Source organism: Streptomyces sp. NPDC042201, assembly GCF_055582185.1.
This window is the reverse complement of record NZ_JBVJDS010000010.1, coordinates 97,944-121,096: the sequence shown is the minus strand read 5'-3', so window position 1 is coordinate 121,096 and position 23,153 is coordinate 97,944. Positions and strand designations below refer to the sequence as shown.

The 23,153-nt window shown below is 72.2% G+C and carries 9 protein-coding genes; 4 read left to right on the top strand and 5 right to left on the bottom strand.

Annotated features, from left to right (window positions below; genetic code table 11):
* Positions 1 to 95 precede the first annotated feature (95 nt).
* On the bottom strand, positions 96 to 1,088 hold the full coding sequence (locus ACZ6MZ_RS24110) for a LacI family DNA-binding transcriptional regulator (protein ID WP_469354222.1): 993 nt from the start codon (positions 1,086 to 1,088) through the stop codon (positions 96 to 98).
* A gap of 329 nt (positions 1,089 to 1,417) precedes the next feature.
* Between ACZ6MZ_RS24110 and ACZ6MZ_RS24105 the strand changes: the two genes are divergently transcribed.
* The 3 genes from ACZ6MZ_RS24105 to ACZ6MZ_RS24095 all read left to right on the top strand — a co-directional run bounded on the left by ACZ6MZ_RS24105 (position 1,418) and on the right by ACZ6MZ_RS24095 (position 5,456).
* Positions 1,418 to 3,142 carry a discoidin domain-containing protein gene (locus ACZ6MZ_RS24105; RefSeq protein ID WP_469354220.1) on the top strand — a complete coding sequence of 575 codons (1,725 nt, stop codon included), beginning with the start codon at positions 1,418 to 1,420 and terminating at the stop codon, positions 3,140 to 3,142.
* A 181-nt stretch (positions 3,143 to 3,323) separates the two neighbouring features.
* Positions 3,324 to 4,694 (top strand): DUF1996 domain-containing protein, encoded by a 1,371-nt coding sequence (locus ACZ6MZ_RS24100; protein WP_469354218.1) that lies wholly within the window; start codon positions 3,324 to 3,326, stop codon positions 4,692 to 4,694.
* Positions 4,695 to 5,258: 564 nt separating this feature from the next.
* Positions 5,259 to 5,456: a chorismate-binding protein gene (locus ACZ6MZ_RS24095; RefSeq protein WP_469354216.1), complete on the top strand. Its 198-nt coding sequence runs from the start codon at positions 5,259 to 5,261 to the stop codon at positions 5,454 to 5,456.
* A gap of 123 nt (positions 5,457 to 5,579) precedes the next feature.
* Here ACZ6MZ_RS24095 and ACZ6MZ_RS24090 read toward each other — a convergent pair whose 3' ends face one another.
* Genes ACZ6MZ_RS24090 through ACZ6MZ_RS24075 form a run of 4 tightly spaced genes read right to left on the bottom strand, consistent with a single transcriptional unit; the run spans position 5,580 to position 21,065 of the window.
* Positions 5,580 to 12,194 carry a beta-ketoacyl synthase N-terminal-like domain-containing protein gene (locus ACZ6MZ_RS24090; protein WP_469354214.1) on the bottom strand — a complete coding sequence of 2,205 codons (6,615 nt, stop codon included), beginning with the start codon at positions 12,192 to 12,194 and terminating at the stop codon, positions 5,580 to 5,582.
* Positions 12,195 to 12,243: 49 nt separating this feature from the next.
* Entirely contained in the window at positions 12,244 to 18,273 is a 6,030-nt protein-coding gene (locus ACZ6MZ_RS24085) for an SDR family NAD(P)-dependent oxidoreductase (RefSeq protein ID WP_469354212.1), read from the bottom strand.
* Complete coding sequence (locus ACZ6MZ_RS24080; protein ID WP_469354210.1) at positions 18,270 to 19,850, bottom strand: PfaD family polyunsaturated fatty acid/polyketide biosynthesis protein; 1,581 nt, start codon at positions 19,848 to 19,850, stop codon at positions 18,270 to 18,272. Before ACZ6MZ_RS24080 ends, ACZ6MZ_RS24085 begins: the two co-directional genes overlap by 4 nt.
* 33 nt (positions 19,851 to 19,883) lie before the next feature.
* Positions 19,884 to 21,065: an SDR family oxidoreductase gene (locus ACZ6MZ_RS24075; protein WP_469354208.1), complete on the bottom strand. Its 1,182-nt coding sequence runs from the start codon at positions 21,063 to 21,065 to the stop codon at positions 19,884 to 19,886.
* A gap of 761 nt (positions 21,066 to 21,826) precedes the next feature.
* Between ACZ6MZ_RS24075 and ACZ6MZ_RS24070 the strand changes: the two genes are divergently transcribed.
* A complete protein-coding gene (locus ACZ6MZ_RS24070) occupies positions 21,827 to 23,143 on the top strand; it encodes a wax ester/triacylglycerol synthase domain-containing protein (protein WP_389790189.1) in 1,317 nt (438 codons plus the stop codon).
* The last annotated feature ends 10 nt before the right edge of the window (positions 23,144 to 23,153 follow it).

Below are 23,153 nucleotides of genomic sequence, written 5' to 3'. Positions count from 1 at the left end.
GCTGGGCGAGCAGCGCCTACGACCGCAACCGCAACCCGCTCGACCAGTACGGACCGCACTGGAGCGGCGGGAGCGGCGCGAGCGACTACGGGAGATCAGGTCGATTCGCGCACCACGAGTTCATTCGGCATGATGACCGGCCCTGTGGGGCCGCCGTCGATCAGGCCGAGGAGCAGGTGGACGGCGGCGGTCGCCTGGTCGGCCATCGGGCTGCGCACCGAGGTGAGCGCGGGACTGGTGTACGACGCGGCTTCTATGTCGTCGAAGCCGATGACCGCCACGTCTTCGGGGACACGTCGGCCCGCTTGACGGAGGGTGCGCAGGGCTCCGATCGCCATCAGGTCGTTGGCTGCGAACACCGCGTCGAGATCGGGATCGTCCTCCAGGAGCTGCCGCATGGCTTCGGCGCCGGAGGCTCTGGTGAAGTCGCCCAGTGCCACGATGGAGCGACGGCCGGTGTCACGCAGCGCCTGACGGTAGCCATCGAGACGCTCACGTGCCTCGTACAGTTCGAGCGGCCCGGTGATGGTGGCGATCCGGCGCCGACTGCGCTCCAGAAGATGACGCACGGCCAGTGCCGCTCCGCCGGCGTTGTCCAGCGCCACGTACGGGACGTCCGGTGCGGAGGTGCGGTTGAAGGACACGACAGGCAGGCCCTGCCGGGCCAGTGCGGCCGGCAGCGGATCCGTACCGTGCAGGGCGACCAGGAGCGCGCCGTCCACATGCCCGCCAGCGATGTACCGCACGACTCTGGTCCGGCTCTGGTCCGATTCCGCGAGCATGAGTACGAGCCGTTTGCCCGCCGTCTCGAGCTCTCTGCTGACGGCGCGGACCACCGCGGAGAAGAGGGGGTCGTCGGAGACGACTCCTTGAGGCGGGTCGGAGACCACCACGGCGAGCGTGTCTGTGCGGCGGGTGACGAGATTGCGTGCCGCCCCGTTGGGCACGTAGCCCAGTTCCTGTACGGCGCGCATGACGACGTCTCGGATCTGCGGGGCGACCGTCGTCTCGCCGTTGATGACACGGGAGACGCTCGATTTGGACACGCCCGCTCGGGCAGCGACCACTTCGAGAGTGGGGCGTTTCATACCTGTCCGTCCCCTGTGCCGCCGCCCGGGTTCGTGCGCGGAGCGGGTTTTCTCATCGGGGCGACCTCCGGCTCTGCGTCATGGCGAGGTAAGCAGCGTATCCGCAGGCCGGGGCGGCATGAGCATGCGCGGGAGCGCGTCTCCCTCAGCGCCACCCCCGTGGCTGTCGGTGTGCCACCCGGATCATGAGAGACCGCTCCCTCCGTTTGTCGTAGACGTTACGTCGCTGTTTTTTCAAGGTGAAAGAGCTCTTGACAGCCTTTACCAGCCCCTCCATTCTCCCTTTCAGGGAGCGCTCCCTCACCTCCCCCCCGCTTGAGGAGTCGCCCATGCAAACGCTGCTGCGCCGCTTCAACTTATTCTTGGCCCTCGCGGCCTCACTGCTCGCTTTCATCGCTCTCCCCGCCCCTTCCGCTCAGGCAGCGGAGGTCCTGCTCTCTCAGGGAAAGCCCGCCACCGCGTCGAGTACCGAGGGAGTCTTCAGCGCTCCGAGCGCCGTCGACGGCGACCCCGGGACGCGCTGGTCCAGCGCCTTCACCGACCCGCAGTGGATTCAGATCGACCTCGGGGCAAGTGCCGAGATCAGCCGGGTCGTCCTCAACTGGGAAGCCGCGTACGGCACGGCGTTCAGGATCGAGGTATCGAGCGACGCGCAGACGTGGACAGTCGTCCACCAGACGGCCACGAGCACAGGCGGCACCCAGAACCTGGCCGTTTCCGGCACCGGCCGCTATGTGCGCATGTACGGGACGCAGCGTGCCACCGCTTACGGCTACTCGCTGTGGGAGTTCCAGGTGTACGGCACTGCCGGTGCCGGCGGTCCGGGCGGTAACGCCGACAGACTGCTCTCCTACGGCAGGCCGGGCGCGGCTTCTTCCTCCCAGACCGACCAGAACTGCTGGGAGTGCACGCCGGCCAGGGCTTTCGACCGGGATCCTGCCTCTCGCTGGGCCACAAGCTCCACCACGGGATGGACCGATCCAGGCTGGATCTCCGTCGATCTCGGCGCGACGGCGCAGATCGACAAGGTCGTCCTGCAGTGGGATCCCGCCTATGCCAAGTCCTTCCAGATCCAGGTCTCGTCGAATGGAGCCGACTGGACGCCGATCTATTCGACGACGTCCGGCACGGGCTTCAAGCAGACGCTCGCTGTCTCCGGCACCGGCCGCTATGTGCGCATGTACGGGACGCAGCGTGCCACCCCTTACGGCTACTCGCTGTGGGAGTTCCAGGTGTACGGCACGGGCGGCGATCCGATACAGGCTCCGCCCCTGCCGAGTGACCCCGCGAACCCGCCGCGGCTGGTGTGGAGCGACGATTTCGACGGCGCCGCAGGCGGCAAGCCCGACGCCTCGAAGTGGAGGGCCGATCCGGGCACTGGGCCGAACAACGAGCTGGAGTACTACAGCGACCACCGCAACGCCGCACTCGACGGGGCGGGACACCTGGTGATGGAAGCACGCAAGGAGGTCACCGCCGGATCGTCGTGCCCGCGTGACCCGTTGAGCGGCAGCACCACCTGTCAGTACACCTCAGCGCGGATGAACACCGGCGCGACGTTCCAGTTCACCTACGGGCGCGTCGAAGCACGCATCAAGGTGCCCAAGGGCAACGGTCTGTGGCCCGCGTTCTGGATGATGGGCGGCGACTTCCTGACGGGCCGGCCGTGGCCGTACAACGGCGAGATCGACATCGTGGAAGTCCTCGGCAAGGACGTGAAGACCGCTTACTCGACCGTCCACGCGCCCGCCTACAACGGCGGAGGCGGAATCGGCGCGCCGTACACACTGCCCGGGAACGCCGACTTCTCCGACGACTTCCACACCTGGGCTGCCGACTGGAACAGCAAAGGCATCACCTACAGCCTGGACGGCCGGACCGTCTTCTCCCTCGACAAAGACCAGGTGGAGCAGACACGTGGACCGTGGATCTTCGACCACCCCCACTACATGATCCTCAACCTGGCGGTCGGAGGTGACTGGCCGGGCCCGACAGACGCCAGCACCCCCTTCCCCTCCAAGATGCTCGTCGACTACGTGCGGGTCTATCAGTAGCCCCCAGCCCCCCCCAGCCCCCCAGCCGTCCAGCGTTCGCGAAGCTCCCGGGCCGCTCCACCCGCCCCCTCGGGGCGGCCTGGGGCGCCCGGACCACGCCGCTGCCCGGCTCCTGCTCTCCCCATCGCTGTTCTCCGGCAAGAAGCAGGCCCTTCACCCCCGATGCCCGTGAGGAAGTGACATGCGTAAATATCCTGTCCATCTGTACACACTGTTGGTGAACACTCTGGCGGTCGTGCTGGCCGCCGCCCTGAGCTTGACCGTCTCGGCCCAGCAGGCGCAGGCCGCGACGGTCACCGTCCAGGCCGAGTCCTACGCAGCCCAGTCAGGTGTCGCGTTAGAGGCGACCTCGGACACCGGAGGCGGGCAGAACGCCGCGTTCCTCGCCGACGGCGACTGGCTGCGCTTCGACAACGTCGACCTCGGCGCGGCCGGCCGGCTGACGGTGTCGGCCCGGATCGCTTCCGCCGTCGGCTCGGGCACAGTGGAGTTGCGCACCGCCAGCCTGACCGGACCGCTACTGGCCGTCATACCGGTCTCCCCGACCGGCGGTTGGCAGAACTGGGCGACCCAGGCCACCGAAGTCACCACCCACCCCACCGGTTCACAGACGGTGTTCGCCGTGCTGCGCGGCACGACACCCAACGACTTCGTCAACATCAACTGGTTCTCCTTCGTCGGCGCGGGGGATGGCACAGCGGCTGGATGGGTTCCCGTCGACCAGGCCAAGTGGAACGCTCAGCTGGCGCAGTTCCGTGCGATGACGCCGGCCGCAGTGCCCGCCGGTGTGGTCCGGGTTCCGGAGTTCAACGCCACCTGCACCTACAGTCACTCCAAGCCGGACGACCCCATCGTCCTGCCGGGCCTTCCCGGCGCGTCCCACATGCACAGCTTCTTCGGCAACAAGAGCACCGACGCGTTCTCCACGACCGAGTCGCTGCGGGCCAACACGCCGACCAGTTGCACCCCTCCGGACGACCTCTCGGCGTACTGGATCCCCACTCTCTACGAGAACAACACGGCCGTCGAACCCGAGGGCATGATCGTCTACTACGGTTCCCGGCTCCCCGACCCCTCAGCGACTGTGCCCTTCCCGGAGGGATTCCGCATGATCGCAGGTAACTCCAGGACACAGTTGCCTACCCCGGCGGGATCGCCGGGCCAGTTCTGGTGCGCCGGCGAGGGCGGTGAGATCGGCAGAAGCGCCGACGGCAACTGGCCGGTCTGTGCCCCGAAGGCCCACCTCACCCACCAGCTCGTCTTCCCCGACTGCTGGGACGGCAAGAACCTCGACAGTCCCGACCACAAGTCGCACGTGGCGTTCACCTACGACGGCAAGTGCAGCGGCGCCTACCCCGTCGCCATCCCCAACCTCTCTTTCGTCACCAGTTACCCGACCAGCGGTAGCGCCGCAGGCTTCCAGCTGGCCTCGGGTATGGCGTCGTCCATCCACGGTGACTTCTTCAACGCCTGGGACAACGCCGCTCTCGGACACCGCGTGAAGGACTGCATCAACCAGAAGGCCAAGTGCAACTCCGCAGGCACGTTCTGACTCTGTGACCGGTACGCGCCGTGGCCCTGGCGCTGTTGGCTGTCGGCTGCACCGCGCAGCCGACAGCCGGCACGTCGCCGACAGCCGGCGCCTCGCCGAGATCAGTTGCGCCGCCTGCGCGCTCGTTGAGCACTGGGCGCTGCTGAAGGACGAGCAGGGGCTCGTGTCCGGCAAGCACGGTGGGCAAGGGCGGGTTACCGCGTCCGGGGCGGGCCCGGGATGGCGGAGTGGGCCTTGCTGTCGGATGCTGTCGTGCAGGGCTGCCCAGGCGGGCAGGAGGAGAAGCGCGAGGGCGGCGGTCCAGCCCGTGATCGACGTCGAGATGAATCCCATCCCGGACAGCGGATCGTCGCAATCGCCACGAGAAGGAGGACGAAGGCCGCCTCCACTTCCCTGGGGCGCCTCTTCCCATTCGCCGCCACGCTCGTCGTCCGCCTCTGCTTTCCGTCAGATAGGGGCCTGTGCGCCCGGAGAGACGGCTGAGACGGCCCGACGGTTTTTCCCGCGGGAGCGCGACGCGCCAAAGAGACCTGGGCTCCTGCCGCACTGTCCGGTGGGTGGCTGATGCGCCGCCTGCACGCACCGGCGAACGATTTCGCCTACTACCAGCGCCTACGCCGACTGAACCCCGCTCCTTACGCCGCGTTTCTGCGCCTCGGCGAGGTCACGGTTCTCAGCTCCTCACCCGAGCGATTCCTCAAGGTGGACGCCGCTCGCACGGTAGAGACCAAACCGCCGAAGGCGAGGGTCTTGGACTCGTAGATGCCGCGGGTCCGGTCGTGTCGATGGCGGCGCGGGCGGTGATGGGCCTTCACCAAGCGGTCCAGGCAATTCCCCACGGGCACCGGCCCCTCCTCGCCGCACGTCCTCGACCGGGCACTCGCGTCATGGAGCGGGTGAGGGTCCGGGAGCCGCGTCGGACACCACACGCATGCCCAGCCCGCGCACCCGGTAGATGCACGTGTCATCGCCCCACAGCGACGCGTCCGCCGTCGCGTAGGGCCCCCGCGCGTCCGTGCCGCTCTCCACGATGTCCATGTCCACCCGGATCAGCCGGTTGGCCGGGGTGATCTGGCCGCGGTACGTCCAGGTCGTCTCGCGGCCGGGCAGCACCGGCTCGAACCGGGGGCGTGGAATGCCGTCCGCCGCGCCGCGCTCAAGCAGGTGGCACTGGAGCAGCTGGCACATGGCCTCGACGCCCAACGACCCCGGCTGCACCGGGTCCTGGAAGAAATGGGACCGGAAGAACCACTCGTCCGGGACCACGTCCTTCTCCGACCGCAGCCGCCCGAGCCTCATGCTGCCCCCGTCCGGCCAGGAACCGGTGATCCGGTCGAGCATCAGCAGCATGGGGCCCGGCAGCCGCAGTTCCCCGGCACAGTAACGAGCGGGCCGGGCGGTCAGATCGACCACATGGTCGCAGGGCTCGTCGAGACGGGCCCGGTCCTGGGCCGACGCCGTGAGGCCCTGCTGGTGGTCGAAGGCAGCCGGCGGGAAGTAGCCGAAGACCGTGGAGAGTTCGAACAGCGGCACGCCGTCGGCCGTGCACCTCACCCGGAACGACTCGATGATCATGTCCCCGCTCCGGGAGACACGCGTCAGTTCAGCATGGGTACGGACCGTACCCGTCGCCGGAGTGACCTCACCGGTGACCGTTCCCGCCCCGTCGAGGTTGCGGAACAGCAGATCCGTGTCGGTGGTCAACGCGCTGCCCACGTACGAGGCCAGCCACCCGCAGGGTTGCAGCGCGATCTCCATCAGGACCGCGAACGGCATCGTACGGCCGCCGCTCTGCTCGAAGTACCAGGCCCGCGCGGGCACGTCGTACTCCGCGACGACACTGCTGCCCTCCTGCATATGGCCCTGCGGACCGTCCACCGAGACGATCCGGCTCATGAAGTGGTAGGGGGGACCGGGCAGCCGCGCGACCTTACGGGTGCTGTCGAAGGGCTCGTACGCGGTACCGAACGCCTCACTCGGTCTGCCCCAGGCACACGCCAGCAACGAGGTGTAGTCGAAGGGGAATCCATCGGCCGCCGTCGCCACCGGCTTCTTCTCCCGGTGCCCGGCCAGCCCGCCGAGCAGGGGGAGCGGCACCGGTGTACCGCTGCCCTGCACGACGGGCGGGCCCGAGCGCCGCCAGTGCGACAGCGGCCAGTCAGGTACGAGCCGCAGCGCCACGTCCCGGCCCAGGAACGCTCTCGCCCCGTCCACCGAGCCCAGCACATCGGCGTACAGCGTCGGCACCGGCCCGGCCGAGACACCGCGCACGAACACTTCGTAGACGACCCGCCGGCCGGCCGGAGTCGCCTGGCCGCGGCACATCGTCGTGCAGGGGTGACCGCCGACGGGCTCGAAACGCCAGCCGTCCCGGTTCACGGTGAAGCCCATGGCCGCCAGGTAGAACGCCATCGCCTGGAGACCGCCCTGGAGCATCAGGGTGCCCGGCATACAGGGGTCGTTCTTGAAGTGTCCCGCGAAGAACCAGTCGTCCGGCGACAGCGGGGTCTCGGCCCGCAGATAGCCGCGGCCCCACGGCCCTCCGGCCGGGTCGAACGTGGTCACCTCGTGGAGCAGCCGCAGTTTGCCGTCGTCGAGCCGAGGTGAGCGGACGTGGGCCGCCGTCGCCTCCCAGCCGGGGCCGAAGCAGTCCGCCGGCCGCCCCTGGGCCAGGGCCCGCACCCGGTCCGCGTCGAAGCGGGTCCGTCCGCAGCGCACTGCGGGCGGGTCGAGCGGAAGGTCGTCGCCGGGCGGCCGCTCGGCGGGATCCCACCGGACACCGCCGCTGCCGGCGAGCTCCTCGGGGGTGAAGAACCCGGCCTGGCCCTCGCGGATGCTGAGCCGGAGTTCGCCGTCCACATAGCAGTCGTAGTGGAAGAAGGACAGCCGAACGCTTCCGTGCTCCGCGTGGCCGTCGATGTGGATCTCGTAGCGCAGGGTGTCGCCCGCCTCCGGCGGGCTGCCGTGGTACGTCACCTCACAGCCCAGCAGCCGGTAGGCGCGCTCCCCCCGGTTGAGGAGGTCCACGCCCAGCCAGCTGAGCAGGAGCAGATCCGCCTGGCCCGCCTCGATCAGTAGCCCGGCCGGCATACGTCCGGTGGAGTCCAGGTACCAGCTGTCGGGCCGGACATCGGTCTCCGTCCAGATCGTCCCGTCGGTGCGCACCGGGCCGGGCGCGGCGAGCGCCGCCGGCACGGCGTCGATACCGGTGACCCGGTCCGTGAACAGCATCGGCGGCTCGGGCATCCGCGTCTGCACCACGTACGCGTCCTGCTCGGCGAACCGCGGGCCGAACAGCGTGGAGATCTCCCGGGAGGCGAGGTGCTCCAACTGGGCACGGTCGAACTTCGGCCCCGGCCTCAGGAGTGGTGCGGGTGCCGCTTCCGGCGGGGGAGCGGGCAGGAACGCCGAGCGGGGCGTGGGCCGTGTGGGGAGCGGCGGCGGCCCGGCCGTCGCACGCGGGGCAGGGGGGCCCGGTGGCCGTACGGGAACGGGCACGGAGCTCCGCAGCGCGGTGACGGCGAGAGCGGACAGCTGCAGGAACCGCTGATGGGCCTCGGTGTGCCCGGCGGTGATCTCTTGGTGCAGCGCGGCGACCAGCAGGCTCTGCCGGAGGACTGCGGCGCGAGCGCCCGCCGCCCGCGGATCGCGCCCGTCCGAGCCTGTCGGTGGGACGTCCGGCAGGGGGCGCGGCCCCGCGGGACCGGGGCAGGGCACAGCAGCGCCGCCCGGTGCGTCGGACCGGCCGGCCTCCCGGTCCGGTACCGGCGCCAGCTCGGGGGCCCTGGGCAGGGTTACCAGGGCCGGCTCCAGTGGCGGCAGACACGGAGGCGCGGGTACGGGCACGGTGACGGTGGGCCCGGGACGCGGCACCTCCGTGGCGGCTTCCGCGAGCCGGGCGAAAAACTCCTGGGCGTGTACCGGCACGCCCGCGACGACAAGCTCGGCCACCGCCATGCAGGGCTCCCGCAGCCGGCTGTCGCCCGGGGCATCGAGTGCGACGGCCACATGGTCCCGGTCGCCGAGTACCCGCTTGATCCAGCCGGTGCACAGCTTGCGCGGCCCGTGCTCCACGAAGACCCGGACACCGTCGGCCCACGCCTGCTCGACCGTGGCCGCGAAGTCGATCGTGTTCAGTCCCTGCGCGGTGAGCGCCTCGGCGGCCCGCTCGGCCGTCGGCCGGTACGACTGCCCGGTGGCCCCGCTGTAGAACCGCACACCGGGCACGTCGACGGTCGGACGATGGTGGACTGCCCGCCATACCTCTCGGATCTCCGTCAACTCCGGTGCGTGGGCGGCCATGTCGTAGTCGAACTCGATCGCGCGGTCGGCGCCGATCCTGGCCACGACGGCCGCGCACGCGCGGGACTCGCCGCCGATGACGCAGACTCCGGGGGCGTTCACCGCCATCAGATGGACTGCGACCTCGGCGGCGAGCTCGGCACGGACCGTTTCCAGGGGCGCACTGACCAGATAGTTCGACCAGCGGCAGCCCTCGACGCCCAGACGCTCCCAGTGGCGCCGCACCGCCCGGAGTTCACCGGTGAGTTCGGTCGTGAACAGTCCGCTGTCCCGGGTGGCGTCGTACAGCCCTGCGGCGTCCGGCCAGGCACCCAGCGCCACCAGGGCGGCCGACTCGCCCGAGGAGTACCCGAGAGCGGCCGCCGGCCGGAGGCCGAGCACCTCCCGGGTGAACACCGTGTGGCAGACGGCGAGTTCGGCGGCACCCCAGATCTGGTCGAGCACTCCGCGCTCCGCCCGGGACCGCAGCCGTGCACCGATCGCCCCGTGTCTGGCACGGACGGCCTCGCCGAGCGACGGCAGCGCGAGCATCAGCTCATGGCCCATACCCGGGTACGCTGCCGAGCCGTTGGTGTACACGAACGCGGTCTGCCCCGTGACCGGCCTGCCCCGGTACAGCACATCGGCCGGAAGGGCTCCGCCCTCGGCCAGCCAGCGGCGGGCGGCCTCCTTCCGGCCCGGCAACGCGTCGTCGTCGGCCACGAGCACCAGCCGGGCCGGTCCGGTGTCGGACTCCGCACCGGACTCCAGCGCGGCCAGCACCTCCCGGCGGCCGGCCCCGGAAAAGACGTGCAGGCGCGGAGCCGGGCCCCGCAGCCACGGCCGGGCGTCCTCCGCGCGCAGCCGGACACTCGCGGTGGGCCCTTCCAACGGTGTCACCGCGACCTTCGCGGTGCGCGCGAGGGTCGCGGTATCCGCAGGAACGCCCGGACGCGGCACCGCGCGGTGCTGGAGCGAGAGCGCCGCGACCGCGACGCAGACCAGCCCGTACGCGGCGTGAGCGCGCCCGAAGGCCGACGCCGGGTCGAACACCGCGTCAGGGCCGTCCCCGATGACCACGTCGGGTGCGCCGGCGGTGTCCTCGTCGAGCAGGGCGACGACGGTGTCACCGTCCCTGCGCGCGGTGTCCAAGGACTTGAGGACCAGGACGACGGCGGCGTCCCCCGGTTCGTCCTCGCGGCCGAGATCCCGCTGGGCGGTCTGGTGCACCGTCTCGCAGGACAGGTCGGTGGCACCGACGAGCGCGGCGTCGACCTCCCCCGACCGGATGGCCCGGGCCGCGAGTTCCAGCGCCACCAGCCCGGACGCCTCCTCCGCCGAGACCGCGAAACCCGGTCCCGCCAGGTCGAGTTGGGTACTGATCCGGTTCGCCACCAGGTTCGGCATGGTGCCCACCACCCCCTCCGCGGTCACGGGCGGCAGGAACGCGTCCCGGGCGAGGTCCGCCGACTCGGGTGTGGCGGCGAGCCCGGCCTGCTCCAGCCAGTGGGGAACCCTCCAGCGGGCGCCCGCCCGGGCCACCTCGGGGTCCACCCCCATGCCGATGACCACCATGGTCCGCTCCCGGGGCAGGGACACCGACCGGGCGGCCTCCCGGGCGGCCTCCAGCACCAGGAGCTGATGGCGCACCGTTCGCTCCAGGGCCAGTGGCGGGAAGCACAGGTCCCTCAATTCCACGGCGATCCCGAGGGCGGGGCCACGCCGCTCACCGCCCAGCACCGCCCGCCGGAAGTCCTCCGTACAGGTTCCGTCACCGACTCGGGCGCCGAGGGCGACGATCGCCACCGGCGTACGGCCGCCCGGCGATTCCCGCACCCGGGTCGGGGCGGTCACGGCGGCGGCCGGGCGGATCGGCCGCGGTACGGCGGACACCGGGTCGCCGTCCGGAAGGTCCACCACCAGATGGGCGTTGGTCCCGCCGAACCCGAACGCGCTCACCGCCGCCCGGCGCGGCCCGGACCACGGTTCCGGCGCGGTCAGCACCCGCAACGGCGTGCCCGCCAGCCCCTCCAGCGGCCGTTCCGCGCCGAGCGTCGCCGGACGGACCCCCGCACGCAGCGCGCCGAGCACCTTCAGCAGCCCGGCCACGCCCGCCGAGGCCAGCAGGTGCCCGACGTTCGACTTCACCGAACCGATGGGCACGTCGTCACCGGCCCCGAAGACCCGGGCCATACCGCGCGCCTCCACCGCGTCCCCGACCGGCGTCCCCGTCGCATGGCACTCGACGAGTGACACGGTCTCGGGCGCGACGCCCGCCGCGTCGTACGCCAGTCGCATGGCCCGGACCTGGCCCTCCTCCGACGGGCTGATAAGCCCGGCGCCGCGCCCGTCGTTGGACAACCCGACACCGCGGATCACACCGAGCACGGGCAGATGGGCGGTGCGGGCCTCGGACAGCCGCATCAGGGCGACGAACCCGGCGCCCTCGCCGTGCATCAACCCGTCCGCGTCCCGGTGGAAGGGCCGGCTGCGTCCCGTGCGGCTCGTCGCGGACAGCCCGCAGAAGCCGACATGCAGATAGAGGGGGTCCGCCCGGCTGACCGCACCGGCCACCATCAGGTCCGCCGTGCCGTCGTGCAGTCGGTCGCACGCCAGCTTGATGGCATACAGCGACGACGCGCAGGCGGCGTCGAGCGACCACGCGCCCGCGCCCAGCCCGAGGGCTCGGGCCGCGAGCCGGGCGGGCAGCCCGGACGAGAAGCGATTCCGGGCGTCGGGCCGCCGCCGGCGCTCTCCCGTCAGCAAGGCGTCACGGAGCGGGGGCCGCTGGGCGGACAGCCAGACGTGCTCGGCAAGAGCCGCCCCTGTGGGCGTGGGATAGGACAGGTTTCCCAGCACCAGCCCCGCGCGCGGCAGAGGGCCCTCGCGGCCCGCCTCCGTGAGTGCCTGCCGGATGCCGTACATGACCCAGTGGAACAGCGGGTCCAGCGACAGGATCTGCTCCGGGGCGATGCGGAAACCGCTGGGGTCGAAGACGGATTCGAACCCCCGTACGTACCCGCCGACGTCGGTCCAGGTGCGGTCGAGGTGGTCGTCCACCGAGCCCATGGCCCAGTGGCGCGGCAGCCGCCACCGGTCCTCCGGGATGGCCGACAGGCTGGTGCGGCCCGCGGCGATGTTGTCCCAGAACGTGTCCGGATCGAGCGCGTCGGGCAGCACACAGCCCCGGCCGACGACGGCGATCGGTTCGAATTCCATGCAGGTCTCACTTCACGGCAGGGCGGGGCTGGTTCGGAGGGGCCGGGGCTCAGGAGGGGCGGCGGACGAGTTCCACGCCGAGCAGTTCCAGACGGACGGCTCCATCGGCGTCGATCAGCGCCGCATCGCAGCGCGCCCCCGTGCTGTGAACCTTCCGGCCTCGCAGCACACACCGCACCGGGCCGTCCACCGGGCCGCGCCGGTACACCCTGCACTCCGCGACGGCCATCGGCAGCGTCGCCGCATCGAGTACCTCCTGCGCCCAGATCAGGGCGAGTTGGAGCGCGCCGTCTATGGCGGCCGGGTCGAGCGGCCAGTGCTCACCGGACCATTCCAAGGCGCGCACGCCCGCGACGATCGCCTCGGCTCCGTGTTCCGAAACACCGTGCAGCGAGCGGACGGAGTGGAAGCGGGGGCCGTGGAAGAGGCTCTCCCCGTCGTACAACTCGGTGCGGTCCAGCGGCTTGAGGCCGTCCGGGCTGTCCCACGTGGCCGGATCCCGCTCTTCGGCCCCGGTGTCCAGCACGGCCCGGAAGTGCGCCACCCCGTTTTCCCCGCGCAGTTCCGCCTCCAGCCCCGTCGACGAACCGGCCGCGCCGCGGCTGCCGTGCACGGTGAGCCGGTGGCCTGTGCCGGTCAGTTCGGGCAGGGTGCACTTCTGGTACACCCGCAGGTCGCGCAGGACGAGTGGGCCGGCACTCGGCAGCCAGGCGGTGGCCGCCCCCGCGAACCAGTTCAGGACCATCGCCACGGGCAGCACGGGAACCCCGGTGAGCGCGTGGTCGGCCAGCTGCGGCAAGTTGTCCGCCCGGACCAGCAGCTGCGCCGGACGCGGATCGCCGGCCGGGGACAGGGCCGCCGGATCGTCCCCGGCCACCAGGACGACGCGGGCCTCACCGGCTGTGCCGTCCAGCTCGGCCGTGAAAGCGGCCGCCCCCTGCTCCAGAGGGATCAGCGGAACCCCGGACCGGCCGAAATGCCCGGCCAGAGCGGGCGTGACCATGCCGCCGCGCCACGGCCCCCAGGCGACGCACCGCACCAGGCAGCCGGGGCGGCGGGCCTGCTCCGCTGACGCGACCTGACCCAGGATCTCGTTGGCCATGGCGTAGTCGCTCTGCCCCGCGTTGCCGAACACGGCGGCCACCGAGGAGAACAGGCAGATCACGTCCAGCGGATCGTCCGCAGTCGCGGCCAGCAGTGCGCGCAGACCGTCCACCTTGGTGGACATCACCTGCTCGACCTGCTCGTCGGTCTTGTCGGTGATCCGCTTGTCGGCCAGTACTCCCGCACCGTGCACGATGCCGGTGACCGGCCCCCACACGTCACGTACATCGCGCAGTGCGGCGGCGACGGCCTCGCCGTCGCGGACGTCCACCTGGACGTACCGGACGGGGGATCCCGCCGCCTCCAGCGCCGCCAGCGTTGCCCGTACCTCGCGCGCGGCCAGGATCTCCCGGGCCCGCGCCGCGATCCGGGCGGGCGAGGAGTTCTCCGTGCCCTCGGTCGAACGCTCGGCGAGCAGACGGGTGAGCGCCGGTGTGTCGGCGGCCGAGGCGAGCCCAGCGGGCTCAGGAGCCGGTGCCGTCCTGCCGAGCAGCACGATCCGCGGACGGTGGGTCCTGGCCAGGTCCAGCAGCGCGGCGGAGGTCACCCCGCGGGCCCCTCCGGTGGCCACGATCACCGACTCCGAGGTGATCCGCCGGGTGCTGCCGGGCATCACCGGCGCGGGTACCGTCCGCAGGGTGGTGCGGGTGCCGTCCGCGCGGAGACCTGCCTCCGGGTCAGGGCCGCCTTCCAGCAGTTCCCGCACGATCGCCTCGGCGACCTCCTCGTCGCTCCGACCGCCCCGCTCGCAGTCGACGGCCTTGACCGAGACACCCGGCCACTCCTTCGCCACGGTCCTGGTCAGACCGGCGACGCCGCCCAGCCACGCGCGGTCTGGTGCGTGGCCGTCGAGCCCGAAGTCGCCTCCGGTGTCCTGCACGGTCACGAACAGCCCGCCCCGTTCGGCAGCCCGTGCCGCCACCGCGCGCGCCGCGCGGAACACCGACCGGTGGACCTCCCGCGCATGGTCCGGCGTGCCGCCCCCGGTCAGCCCGCCGAGGTGCACGACTCCGCGCGCGTCCTCGGGCACCTCCGCCACGGCGGTGGCGTCCACGCCGCGCTCCGCCAGCTTCCGCGCGACGAGGGCGGTGATCGCGGCGCCGTCGGCGCCCCCGCCCGCCACCACGAGCGGCCCGTCCAGGAGCCCCGCCGTCGCCAGGCCGGACGCCGGTGACTCCACCGCGCGCGGCACCAGCCTCGTCAGGGCCGTCCTTTGTCCGGACCCGGTGCGCATGGCGGGGATCTCCGGGACGGCGGGGGGTCCGGTCACGGCCGGGGAGTCCGGCGCCGGGGCCCCCGGCGGCCGGCCGGCCGCGGAGAGCGCCTCGACGATCTCGCGCAGCGTGCGGAGTTTGCCGAGCTGTCCGATGTCCCCCGTCGCCACGTCGCCCACCCTCCGGCGTACGGCCGACAGGATCTCGACACGCTTGATCGAGTCGACTCCCAAGTCCGCCTCCAACTCCATGTCCACGTTGAGCATCTCCGTCGGGTAGCCGGTGAGCCGGGCCACCACCGAGAGCAGTAGCTCCTCCAGTTCCGGCGCCGACAGAGGCGCGGCATCGGCGGCCGGTGCCGAGGGGTCCACCGGGACGGCGGCCGGGGCCCGTTTTTCGGCGGCGACCGGTGCGGGCGACGGCGCCTCGCCGGGCCCGGCGGGTACGACGGCGGGCCCGGTCCCGGGAACGCCGACCGCTGCCGGGGGCGGTGTCGCGGGTGCCGGGGCACGCCGGGGCGCCGAAGGACGGGGGAGCGGCAGCGGTGCCGGGGGAGCCGGGGCGTCGGGCAGGGCGCCGACGCCCTGTGCCCCGAGCATCGCGGCCAGGGTGGTCTCGGTCATCCGCAGAAAGGCCATATGGCTGTCGGTCAGCATGCGTTGGCAGGCCGCGTGGGCCTCCGCCGTCTGCCGCTGGACGCTCTCCACCGCGGCGTACCACTCGGGGCCGAGGGCGGCATCGGGCTCGGCGCCGTACGCGGAGACGGGGTCGTAGGCGGGCACGAGGTCGTGCGACTGCTCGGCTCCGTACGCGGGCTCCGGTTCCTGGGCGGGATGCGGGTGGCGTTCCGGCGCGGGCTCGGGCGGCCGCGCTGCGGCGGCTTCGGTGCGGGGCGGGTACAACTGACCGTAGTTGGCTCCGCTGATCTGCACGGTCATCCGGGGCTTGCGCTCCTTCACTGAGGTTCCGGGCGAGGCGTACGGCGCCCAGAGGGGATCGAAGTCCAGCGGGATACCGCGTACGGCGAGTTCACCGAGCGCGGTGTGCAGGGTGCTGACCCCTGACCGGTCCGCCCGGTCCAGGGGGACGGCCGCGTGCTCGCGGTCACCCAGGATCTGTCCGACCAGGCCGGTCAGCGCGGTGCCCGCGCCGACCTCGACGAAGGTCCGCACTCCTGCCGTGTACATCGCCTCGATCTGGTCCTGGAAGAGCACAGGTGAGGCCAGGTGGTCGGCGATCCGGCGGCGTACCCCGTCGGGCGACGACGGGTACGGTTCCGCGTCCGCGTTGCCGTACACGTCGATCCGGGGCTTCGTGAGCGGGACCGTGCGCAGGAACGCGGCGAGCGGCTCACCGGCCGGGGCGACCAGCGGGCTGTGGAAAGCGGTCGAAGTGGTCAGCCGGCGTGTGCCGACACCCTCGGCCGCGAACGCCTTCTCGGCGCGCGCGACAGCCTCTCTCGTACCCGAAAGCACCACCTGAAGCGGGGAGTTGAGGTTGGCCGGCCAGATGTCGCCGAACTCGTCACCGGCCAGCACCGCCACCACGTGCTCGCGGTCCGCCGCCACGGCCAGCATCGCGCCCGGTACGCCGGCCGCGTCCCGCATCAGCTCACCGCGCCTGCGGGCCAGACCGACCAGCGCATCGGCGTCCAGGGCACCCGCGCAGTGCAGCGCCACCAGCTCACCGAAACTGTGGCCTGCCACGCAGTCCGGTCGCAGCCCCAGACCCCGCAGTACGGCCAGCAGGGCGAGCGCGTGCACCGCGAGCGCGGGCTGCGCCCACTCGGTGGCGGCCAGACGCGCGGCCTGGGCTGCGCGTTCCTCGTCGGCGAAGGCGGGCGGCGGGAACACCAACCGGTGCAGGGGCCGCCCGTCGAACCTGGTGCCGCCCAGCCGGTCCCACACGGCCTGGGCGGCCGGTGACAGCATCGCGAGGTCGGCGCCCATCCCGACGTACTGGGATCCCTGCCCCGGAAACAGGAACGCGAGCCGGCCGGGCACGGGATCCCCGAAGGCATACCGGACACCGTTCGGTGTCGAGAACGCCGTGCCGGGCCGCTGCCGGATCAGCGTGAGCGCCCCCGCGTACTTCTCCCACAGGTCCTCGGTGTCCGTGGCGACGACGGCCAGCCGCACCGGATCGGTGGGCGAGAACGCGCGGTGGCTCTCCCGGGCGAGCGCGGCCAGCGGACGGTCGCCGTACGTTTCCGGCGGCACCAGGTCGGACGGCGACGCGCCGCTGAACAGGACGAGTTCGCTCGGTGCGGAGCGATGGCGCGGCGGCACCCCGGCCAGGGTGCCCGAGGGCACGTACTCCTCCAGCGTGACGTGGAAGTTACTGCCCCCGAAGCCGAAGCTCGACACCGACGCCCGGCGCGGATGACCGGCGGACCGCACCCACGGCCGGGCCTCGGTGTTGACGTAGAACGGGCCGTCCGGGGCGGCGGCCGCCGGCATCGGCCGGTCGACCTTGATGGTCGGGGGCAGCACCTTGTGGTGCAGTGCCATGACCGCCTTGAGTAGCCCCGCCGCGCCCGCCGCGCACTTGGTGTGGCCGATCTGCGACTTGACCGAGCCGATCGCGCACCACTGCGCGTCCGTATGTCCCGACGCCTCGAACACCTCGCGCAGCGCCGTCAGTTCGGCGGTGTCCCCGGCCTTCGTACCGGTCCCGTGGGCCTCGACCAGCTCCACGGTCTGCGGACCGTAGCCCGCCTCCTCGTAGGCGCGTCGCAGAGCCCGTGCCTGACCGTCGGGAAGCGGCGCGTAGATCGCCGTACTCCTGCCGTCGGACGAGGTGCCGATGCCCCGGATCACCGCGTGGATCCGGTCGCCGTCCCGCTCCGCGTCGGACAGCCGCTTCAGTGCGTACATGACGACCGCTTCGCCGAGCATGGTGCCGTCCGCCGCAGCAGAGAACGGACGGCAGTCACCGGTGCGGGAGAGCGCGGGCGTCTTGGAGAAGCACAGGAACATGCCGATGTCGTTCCCGGTGTCCACACCGCCGCTGATCACCAGGTTGGCCCGCCCGAGCGTCAGCTCACCGACCGCCGTGGACAGTGCCGCCAGCGAACTGGCACAGGCGGCGTCGGTGGTGTGGTTGGTGCCGTGCAGGTCGAACCGGTTGGCGATCCGGCCCGCGACGACATTGCCGAGCAGGCCGGGGAAGGTCGACTCCTGCCACGGGCTGAAGTGCGCCGAGATGCGGTCGCACACGGCCTGCGCCTCGGCTTCGGCGAGACCGCTCTCCCGCAGCGCCTTCAGCCAGACCGGGCGATGTGCGCGCCCGTACATGTGCGGGAGCAGTTCCAGGGAGGCCGCGCCGAGGACGACGCCGACCCGGTCCCGGTCCATGCCTGACAGACCGCCGGCGTCGGTCAGCACTTGGTCGGCGACCATCAGGGCGAGCAGTTGGGAGGTGTCCGTCGCCGACAGGTTGGCGGGCGGCACACCGTACGCCAACGGGTCGAAGTCCACCTCCGGCAGGAAGGCGCCGCGGCGGGCGTACGTCTTGTCGGGGGCGGCCGGGTCGGGGTCGTAATGGTCCGTCACCAGCCAGCGGGAGGCGGGCACTTCAGTGATCAGATCCCGGCCGCCGGTCAGGATCCGCCAGTAGCCTGCCGCGTCCGTCGCGCCGGGCACCAGGGCGCCGACACCGACCACGGCGATGGGCACCTGCCCGCGGGCGCGGGCGGACAGGATGTCTCCTCGGGGCCGGACGGCTGCCGCTGACGCCTCCGGGGCGCCGGGGCCGCTCATGCCAGCCCGCGCGGGGTGTAGGCGAATGCCTCGGACGGCAACGGAACTCCATAGGTGCGCAGTTGGTGGGCGCGGGTGAGCACCGCAGCGCCTTCGAGCAGGTTGAGCGCGATCTGCACCACGGACCGGTTCGCCGGTTCGGCCAGGAACGTGCCCGCGACCCAGCGGTTGAACGCGCCCGTCGCCGGCCCGCACCAGATCTGGTAGTCGGTACGTCGGGCCGCCTCGCCGGTGATCGCCCACCGACTGGAACTGCCCAGGTACCAGCGGAAGACCAGCGCCATACGGTGCTTCGGATCGGCCCCCGCACGCGTGATCTCCGAGGGGTCGCGCCGCTCCCAGAACGCGCGCGTGTGCTCCCAGACCTCGTCGAACGAGGCGCGCAGCACGTCCCGTTCGATCGCGGCGCGCACCGCGGGTGGGATCTCCTCCAGCGAACCGTGCGCCCGGTAGGCCGTGTAGAGCCTGCCGGCCCGCTGGGCGAACATCGTCCCCCGGGACAGTACTTGCAGCGTGACACCCAGCTCGAACATGTCCGCCGCCGGTGCCATGGCCACATCGGCGACATCCGCCTCGCAGAGCATCGCCTTGGCCTCTTCGGACAGGCCCGCCTCGGTGGCCGTCTGGTTCACCGATCCGACGACCACGTAGGACGCGCCGAGGGCGAAGGCGGCGGCCACCGCGGCCGGCGTGCCCAGCCCGCCGGCCGCGCCGATCCTGACCGGTCGGCGGTAGCCGAACCGCCGGCACAGCGCGTCGCGCAGCAGGGCGATCCTCGGCAGCAGGGCCGACAACGGCCGGTTGTCGGTGTGACCTCCGCTGTCGGCCTCCACGGTGATGTCCTCGGCCACCGGCACCAGGGCCGCCAGGCCGGCCTCCTGCGGGGTCAGCTTCCCCTGGACGACGAGCCGGTCCAGCAGCGCGGCCGGGGCGGGCGAGAGGAACCTCTCGGCCACCTCGGGCCGGGAGACCTTGGCGAGCATCCGCGTGCGCCGGACGATTCCGCCGTCGGCGCCGCGGCGCAGTCCCCGGGCCGAGCACAGCACGACGGCCGGGGTGAGCTCCATGAACGCCGACGCCGAGATCCGGGGCACACCGCAGCGCAGCAGCAGCTCGGCGACGCGGAACTCCAGCGCGGGTTCGGCCGGTGAGTGGATGAGGTTGACGCCCCAGTTCGAACGGGACCGCAGCTCCCCGGCCAGCGTGTGCACGGCCCGCTCCACGTCGGCATATGCCAGGCCGCCGGCGCCGAAGAACCCGAGCATCTCCGCCCGGGCCATCGCGGACACCATCCGGGTGGTCGCGATGCCGTTCGCCATCTCGCCTGCCACATAAGGGAAACGGACGCCGTGCGCCTCGCAGAAGGTGCGCCCGCCGAGCCACTCGGGGTACAACGGCGGCAGCGTCCCGAGCACCGGGCCGTCGGGTACCGGACCGGCCGCGAGACCCAGTTCACGGCCGCTCGGCCCGCTGACGATGTGTACGGGTTCCCGGATCCGTCGGGCCCGGGCGGCGATCTCCTCAGGGGAGAAGACCGGCGGGGACGCGGCGGCGACGGGAGCGGAGAGGACGGACACGGAGGGGCTCCAGCGGGAGAGGAGGTGTGCGGGTCAGGCGTACCGGGCGGACGGGAAGACGGCGGTGGGCGACGGTCCGGCGGGAACCAGGCCCCTCGGGACCAGGCCGGACCACAGGTAATCGAGGTCCACCCGGTCGGAGGCCGCCGACGACCCGAACAGGGCCCGGACCCGGGTGTCGTCGAAGCGCCGTCGGTGGGTCAGGTAGGCCGTCAGACCCGGGTAGAAGTCCACCAGCGCCTCCAGCGCCGACGGGTCGTCCGGCTCCGTGGCGACCAGGTCGATCGACAACTCAACCAGCCGTTCCAGCAGGGTTGCGATCGTCTGCACGGGCACGTCGCGGTCGTGGACGACGTGGTACGTGTCGACTCCGCCCGAGGGCGTCCGGCCGGCCAGCCGCACCATGACCTCGGCCGCGTGCTCCACCTGCATCAGGTTCAGCCGGCCGTGCGGATGACCCATCAACCGGACGCGGGGACGGCCGCCCGGGTCGGCGCCGTGGGGGTCGTCGGGTCCGTCGCCGTCGTGGCCCGGGCTTCCAGGGCCGGCGGTGCGTCGCGCGTCGCGCAGGATCCGCTCGATGACCTGAAGCGGATGCGAGGGCAGTTCCGGGTGCGGCGGCAGGTCCGTGACGAGGATGCTCGGCCGCAGCACCACGACCGGGCGGCGGTGCTCCCGCGACCACGCGTGGATCAGCACCTCCGCCTCGTACTTGGAGCGTTCGTAGGCGTTCTCGAAGCCGTACGCGTCGTCCAGCTCGTCCTCGTACGCCACCCCCTCACGCCGGCTCCCGGCGACGAATGCGGTACTCACGTGGTGGACCACGGGTCTCTCGCGTCCGGCGGCGGCCAACTCCAGTACATGCCGGGTTCCTTCGACGTTGGTCCGGCGCAGCTCGGGAAGGTCTCCCTCCAGGTTGATGCTGCCCGCGCTGTGCCAGATCGCGCCGAGACCGTCGGCCAACTCCTGGAACACGCGCCTGGACAGCCCCAGCCCGGGTTGCTCCAACTCGGTCTCCACCACCCGCAGCCGGTCGGGGAGTTCGGCGACGAACGCCTCGGGCACGCCGGTCAGTGCGAAGAACCGGGTGATGCGGTGCAGCGCGTCACCCGACCCCGCGTGGACCAGGACCGTCACCGACCGGTGCGTGTCGAGCAGACGGCGCAGCAGGCGCAGCCCGAGGAATCCGGTGGCGCCGGTGAGGGCGACGTGCATGACCTTGGCTCCAAGGGCTCCGAGAGGGACAGGACCACCATCGCGTGCGAGGGCGGTGAACGCCGGGGCCGTTGCGGCGGCCGGGGAGGCGAGATGTAGCCGGCCGTCCCACGCGCGGCATGACACCGGCGGTCGCGGCGTGCGCGGCCCGACTCGTCCGGCCGACCCGGTGCAACGGGCGTCCGCCGGTACCTCCGGCCCCGCCGGGGGCTGCTCAGGCCCTCTCTTGGGCTTGATGACCACTGGCGCACGGCACACAGTGTCAGACGGTGGACGGTGATGGAGCCCCCGATCCCACCGGCTCACCCGAATGAAGTACCCACGCCACGGTCCGTGTCTGTCCCGGACGGCTCGTCGGAGCTCCCGCCGCGAGCCGGGGCGCCCGGCCGTACGGACGCAACTGAAGCAGTCGGGAGCGAGCGGGCCGCCCGGCGGACCGTCCCCCTTTCGGGTGATCTCGCGGGCGGTGGCCGGCAGGTGGTCCCGGGCGGCTCCGCGTCCCCGCCGGCGGCCGGTGCCGGGCGTCGAGCCCGGTGGGGCAGGAGGGGAGCGCGTCCTTCGGGGGCTGCGGGCGAGTACGGCCGTTCACCGCGGCCGGATATAAACCGTACCTATTCAGGCCGGTGACGCGGTCGGCGTCGCTGCGGACGTGCACGGGTCGGCGGCCCTTCCGATCGGTGGTCCGTCCCGGTCGGTCGGGGTGGCCGAGCGCCCGGCTTCGCCCCGCCTGCCCGTCCCTTGGCACGAACTGGAGCTCCCCGATGCCCGTGTCCGATCCGTCAGCCCGGTCCGTTCCCTTCCCCAGCTACCCCGCCCACTCGGTCGACCGCGCGTTCCTCAGCATGGAGCGCCGCCACCCCGACGCCCGCTGGGACGCGGGCGGTGTCGCGTACCTGAGCGGTCCGCCCCCGAGCCTGGCGGACTTCCGCGCGTACGTGGGCTCACGCCTGGGCCGGCTGCCCCTGCTCACGAGCCGGGTCGAGGGCGGCTCACGGCGCCCCCGGTGGCGGCCGGACGCGGACTTCACCGTCGACCGGCATGTCCACGAGGTGGTCGCAAAGGGCCCCGCAGGGTGGGACGCCGCCCTGCACACCGCGCTCGACGCGCCGTTCGCGCCCGGCACCTACTGGGGGGTCTGGCTGGTCCACGGCCATGTGCCTGACGAGTACGCCGTGTGCTATCGCTTCCACCACGCCTGCCAGGACGGTTCGGCCGCCGCGATGACTTTCCGGGCCATGCTGGGCGAGGGGGAGCCCTCGGCCCGTCCGGTGCCGAGGAAGGGCCGCCTGGTCGGTCTGCCCCGACGGGTGGGCACAGCAGTCGGGTTGGCCACGATGTTCCTGGCCGGCTCCCTCGCCGTTCGCGGCCACCGTACGGCCGTCCCCATCGTCCCCACGGGAGAGCGGCGGCTGTGGCGGGGCCGCGTACCGGCGGACGCCCTCCGCCGGATCGCTGCGGCACATGGCGGATCGGCCCACGACGTCCACCTGGCCGCGCTCGCCGGGGCGTTGTCGGCCTGGTCGGCCCGGTCCGGCGTACCGCTTCCTCGGGTGACGGCGCTGCTGCCCGTTGACGCACGCCGCCCGGACGAGGAACAGACCTGGGGCAACCGCTGCTTCGCCCTGCCGCTGGAGCTGCCCGTGCGGACCGCCCCGGAACGCGGGGCCGGATCCCGGGACGGCGACTCGCCCCTGCGGCGACTGGAGCACGTCATGGCCACGACCCGGAGACTGCGGGGCGAGGCCTGGCGGCAGGCCATTCAGGACCTGGTGCGCTACATGCCGGACCGCCCGACCGAGTGGTACCTGCGAAGGATGCTCTCCCCGCGCGTCACCGACGTCATGGCGACGTCCATGCCGGTCGCCGACAAGGGAAGTCTGGGGGACAGCCGGGTGACCGGCGTCGCCCTGCTCCCCCTGCTCGTGCCCGGGCACCTCTTCGGAGTGGGCCTGTCGTTCTTCGGCAACTGGACCGAGTCGTCCTTCGTGGCTGACCGCGCCCTTCCGCTCGGGGAGCTGCTTCCGGAACTGTGGGAGCAGGCCGTGGGTGAACTGGAGGGCACCTCTGCGCCGGTGTGAACGCGGAGGC

What these genes read in the sequence shown, in the direction of transcription:
- ACZ6MZ_RS24070 (WP_389790189.1), top strand. Translation starts at nt 21,827, where the DNA reads ATGCCCGTGTCCGATCCGTCAGCCCGGTCCGTTCCCTTCCCCAGCTAC.
- ACZ6MZ_RS24110 (WP_469354222.1), bottom strand. Translation starts at nt 1,088, where the DNA reads ATGAAACGCCCCACTCTCGAAGTGGTCGCTGCCCGAGCGGGCGTGTCC.
- ACZ6MZ_RS24090 (WP_469354214.1), bottom strand. Translation starts at nt 12,194, where the DNA reads ATGGAATTCGAACCGATCGCCGTCGTCGGCCGGGGCTGTGTGCTGCCC.
- ACZ6MZ_RS24105 (WP_469354220.1), top strand. Translation starts at nt 1,418, where the DNA reads ATGCAAACGCTGCTGCGCCGCTTCAACTTATTCTTGGCCCTCGCGGCC.
- ACZ6MZ_RS24100 (WP_469354218.1), top strand. Translation starts at nt 3,324, where the DNA reads ATGCGTAAATATCCTGTCCATCTGTACACACTGTTGGTGAACACTCTG.
- ACZ6MZ_RS24075 (WP_469354208.1), bottom strand. Translation starts at nt 21,065, where the DNA reads ATGCACGTCGCCCTCACCGGCGCCACCGGATTCCTCGGGCTGCGCCTG.
- ACZ6MZ_RS24085 (WP_469354212.1), bottom strand. Translation starts at nt 18,273, where the DNA reads ATGAGCGGCCCCGGCGCCCCGGAGGCGTCAGCGGCAGCCGTCCGGCCC.
- ACZ6MZ_RS24095 (WP_469354216.1), top strand. Translation starts at nt 5,259, where the DNA reads ATGCGCCGCCTGCACGCACCGGCGAACGATTTCGCCTACTACCAGCGC.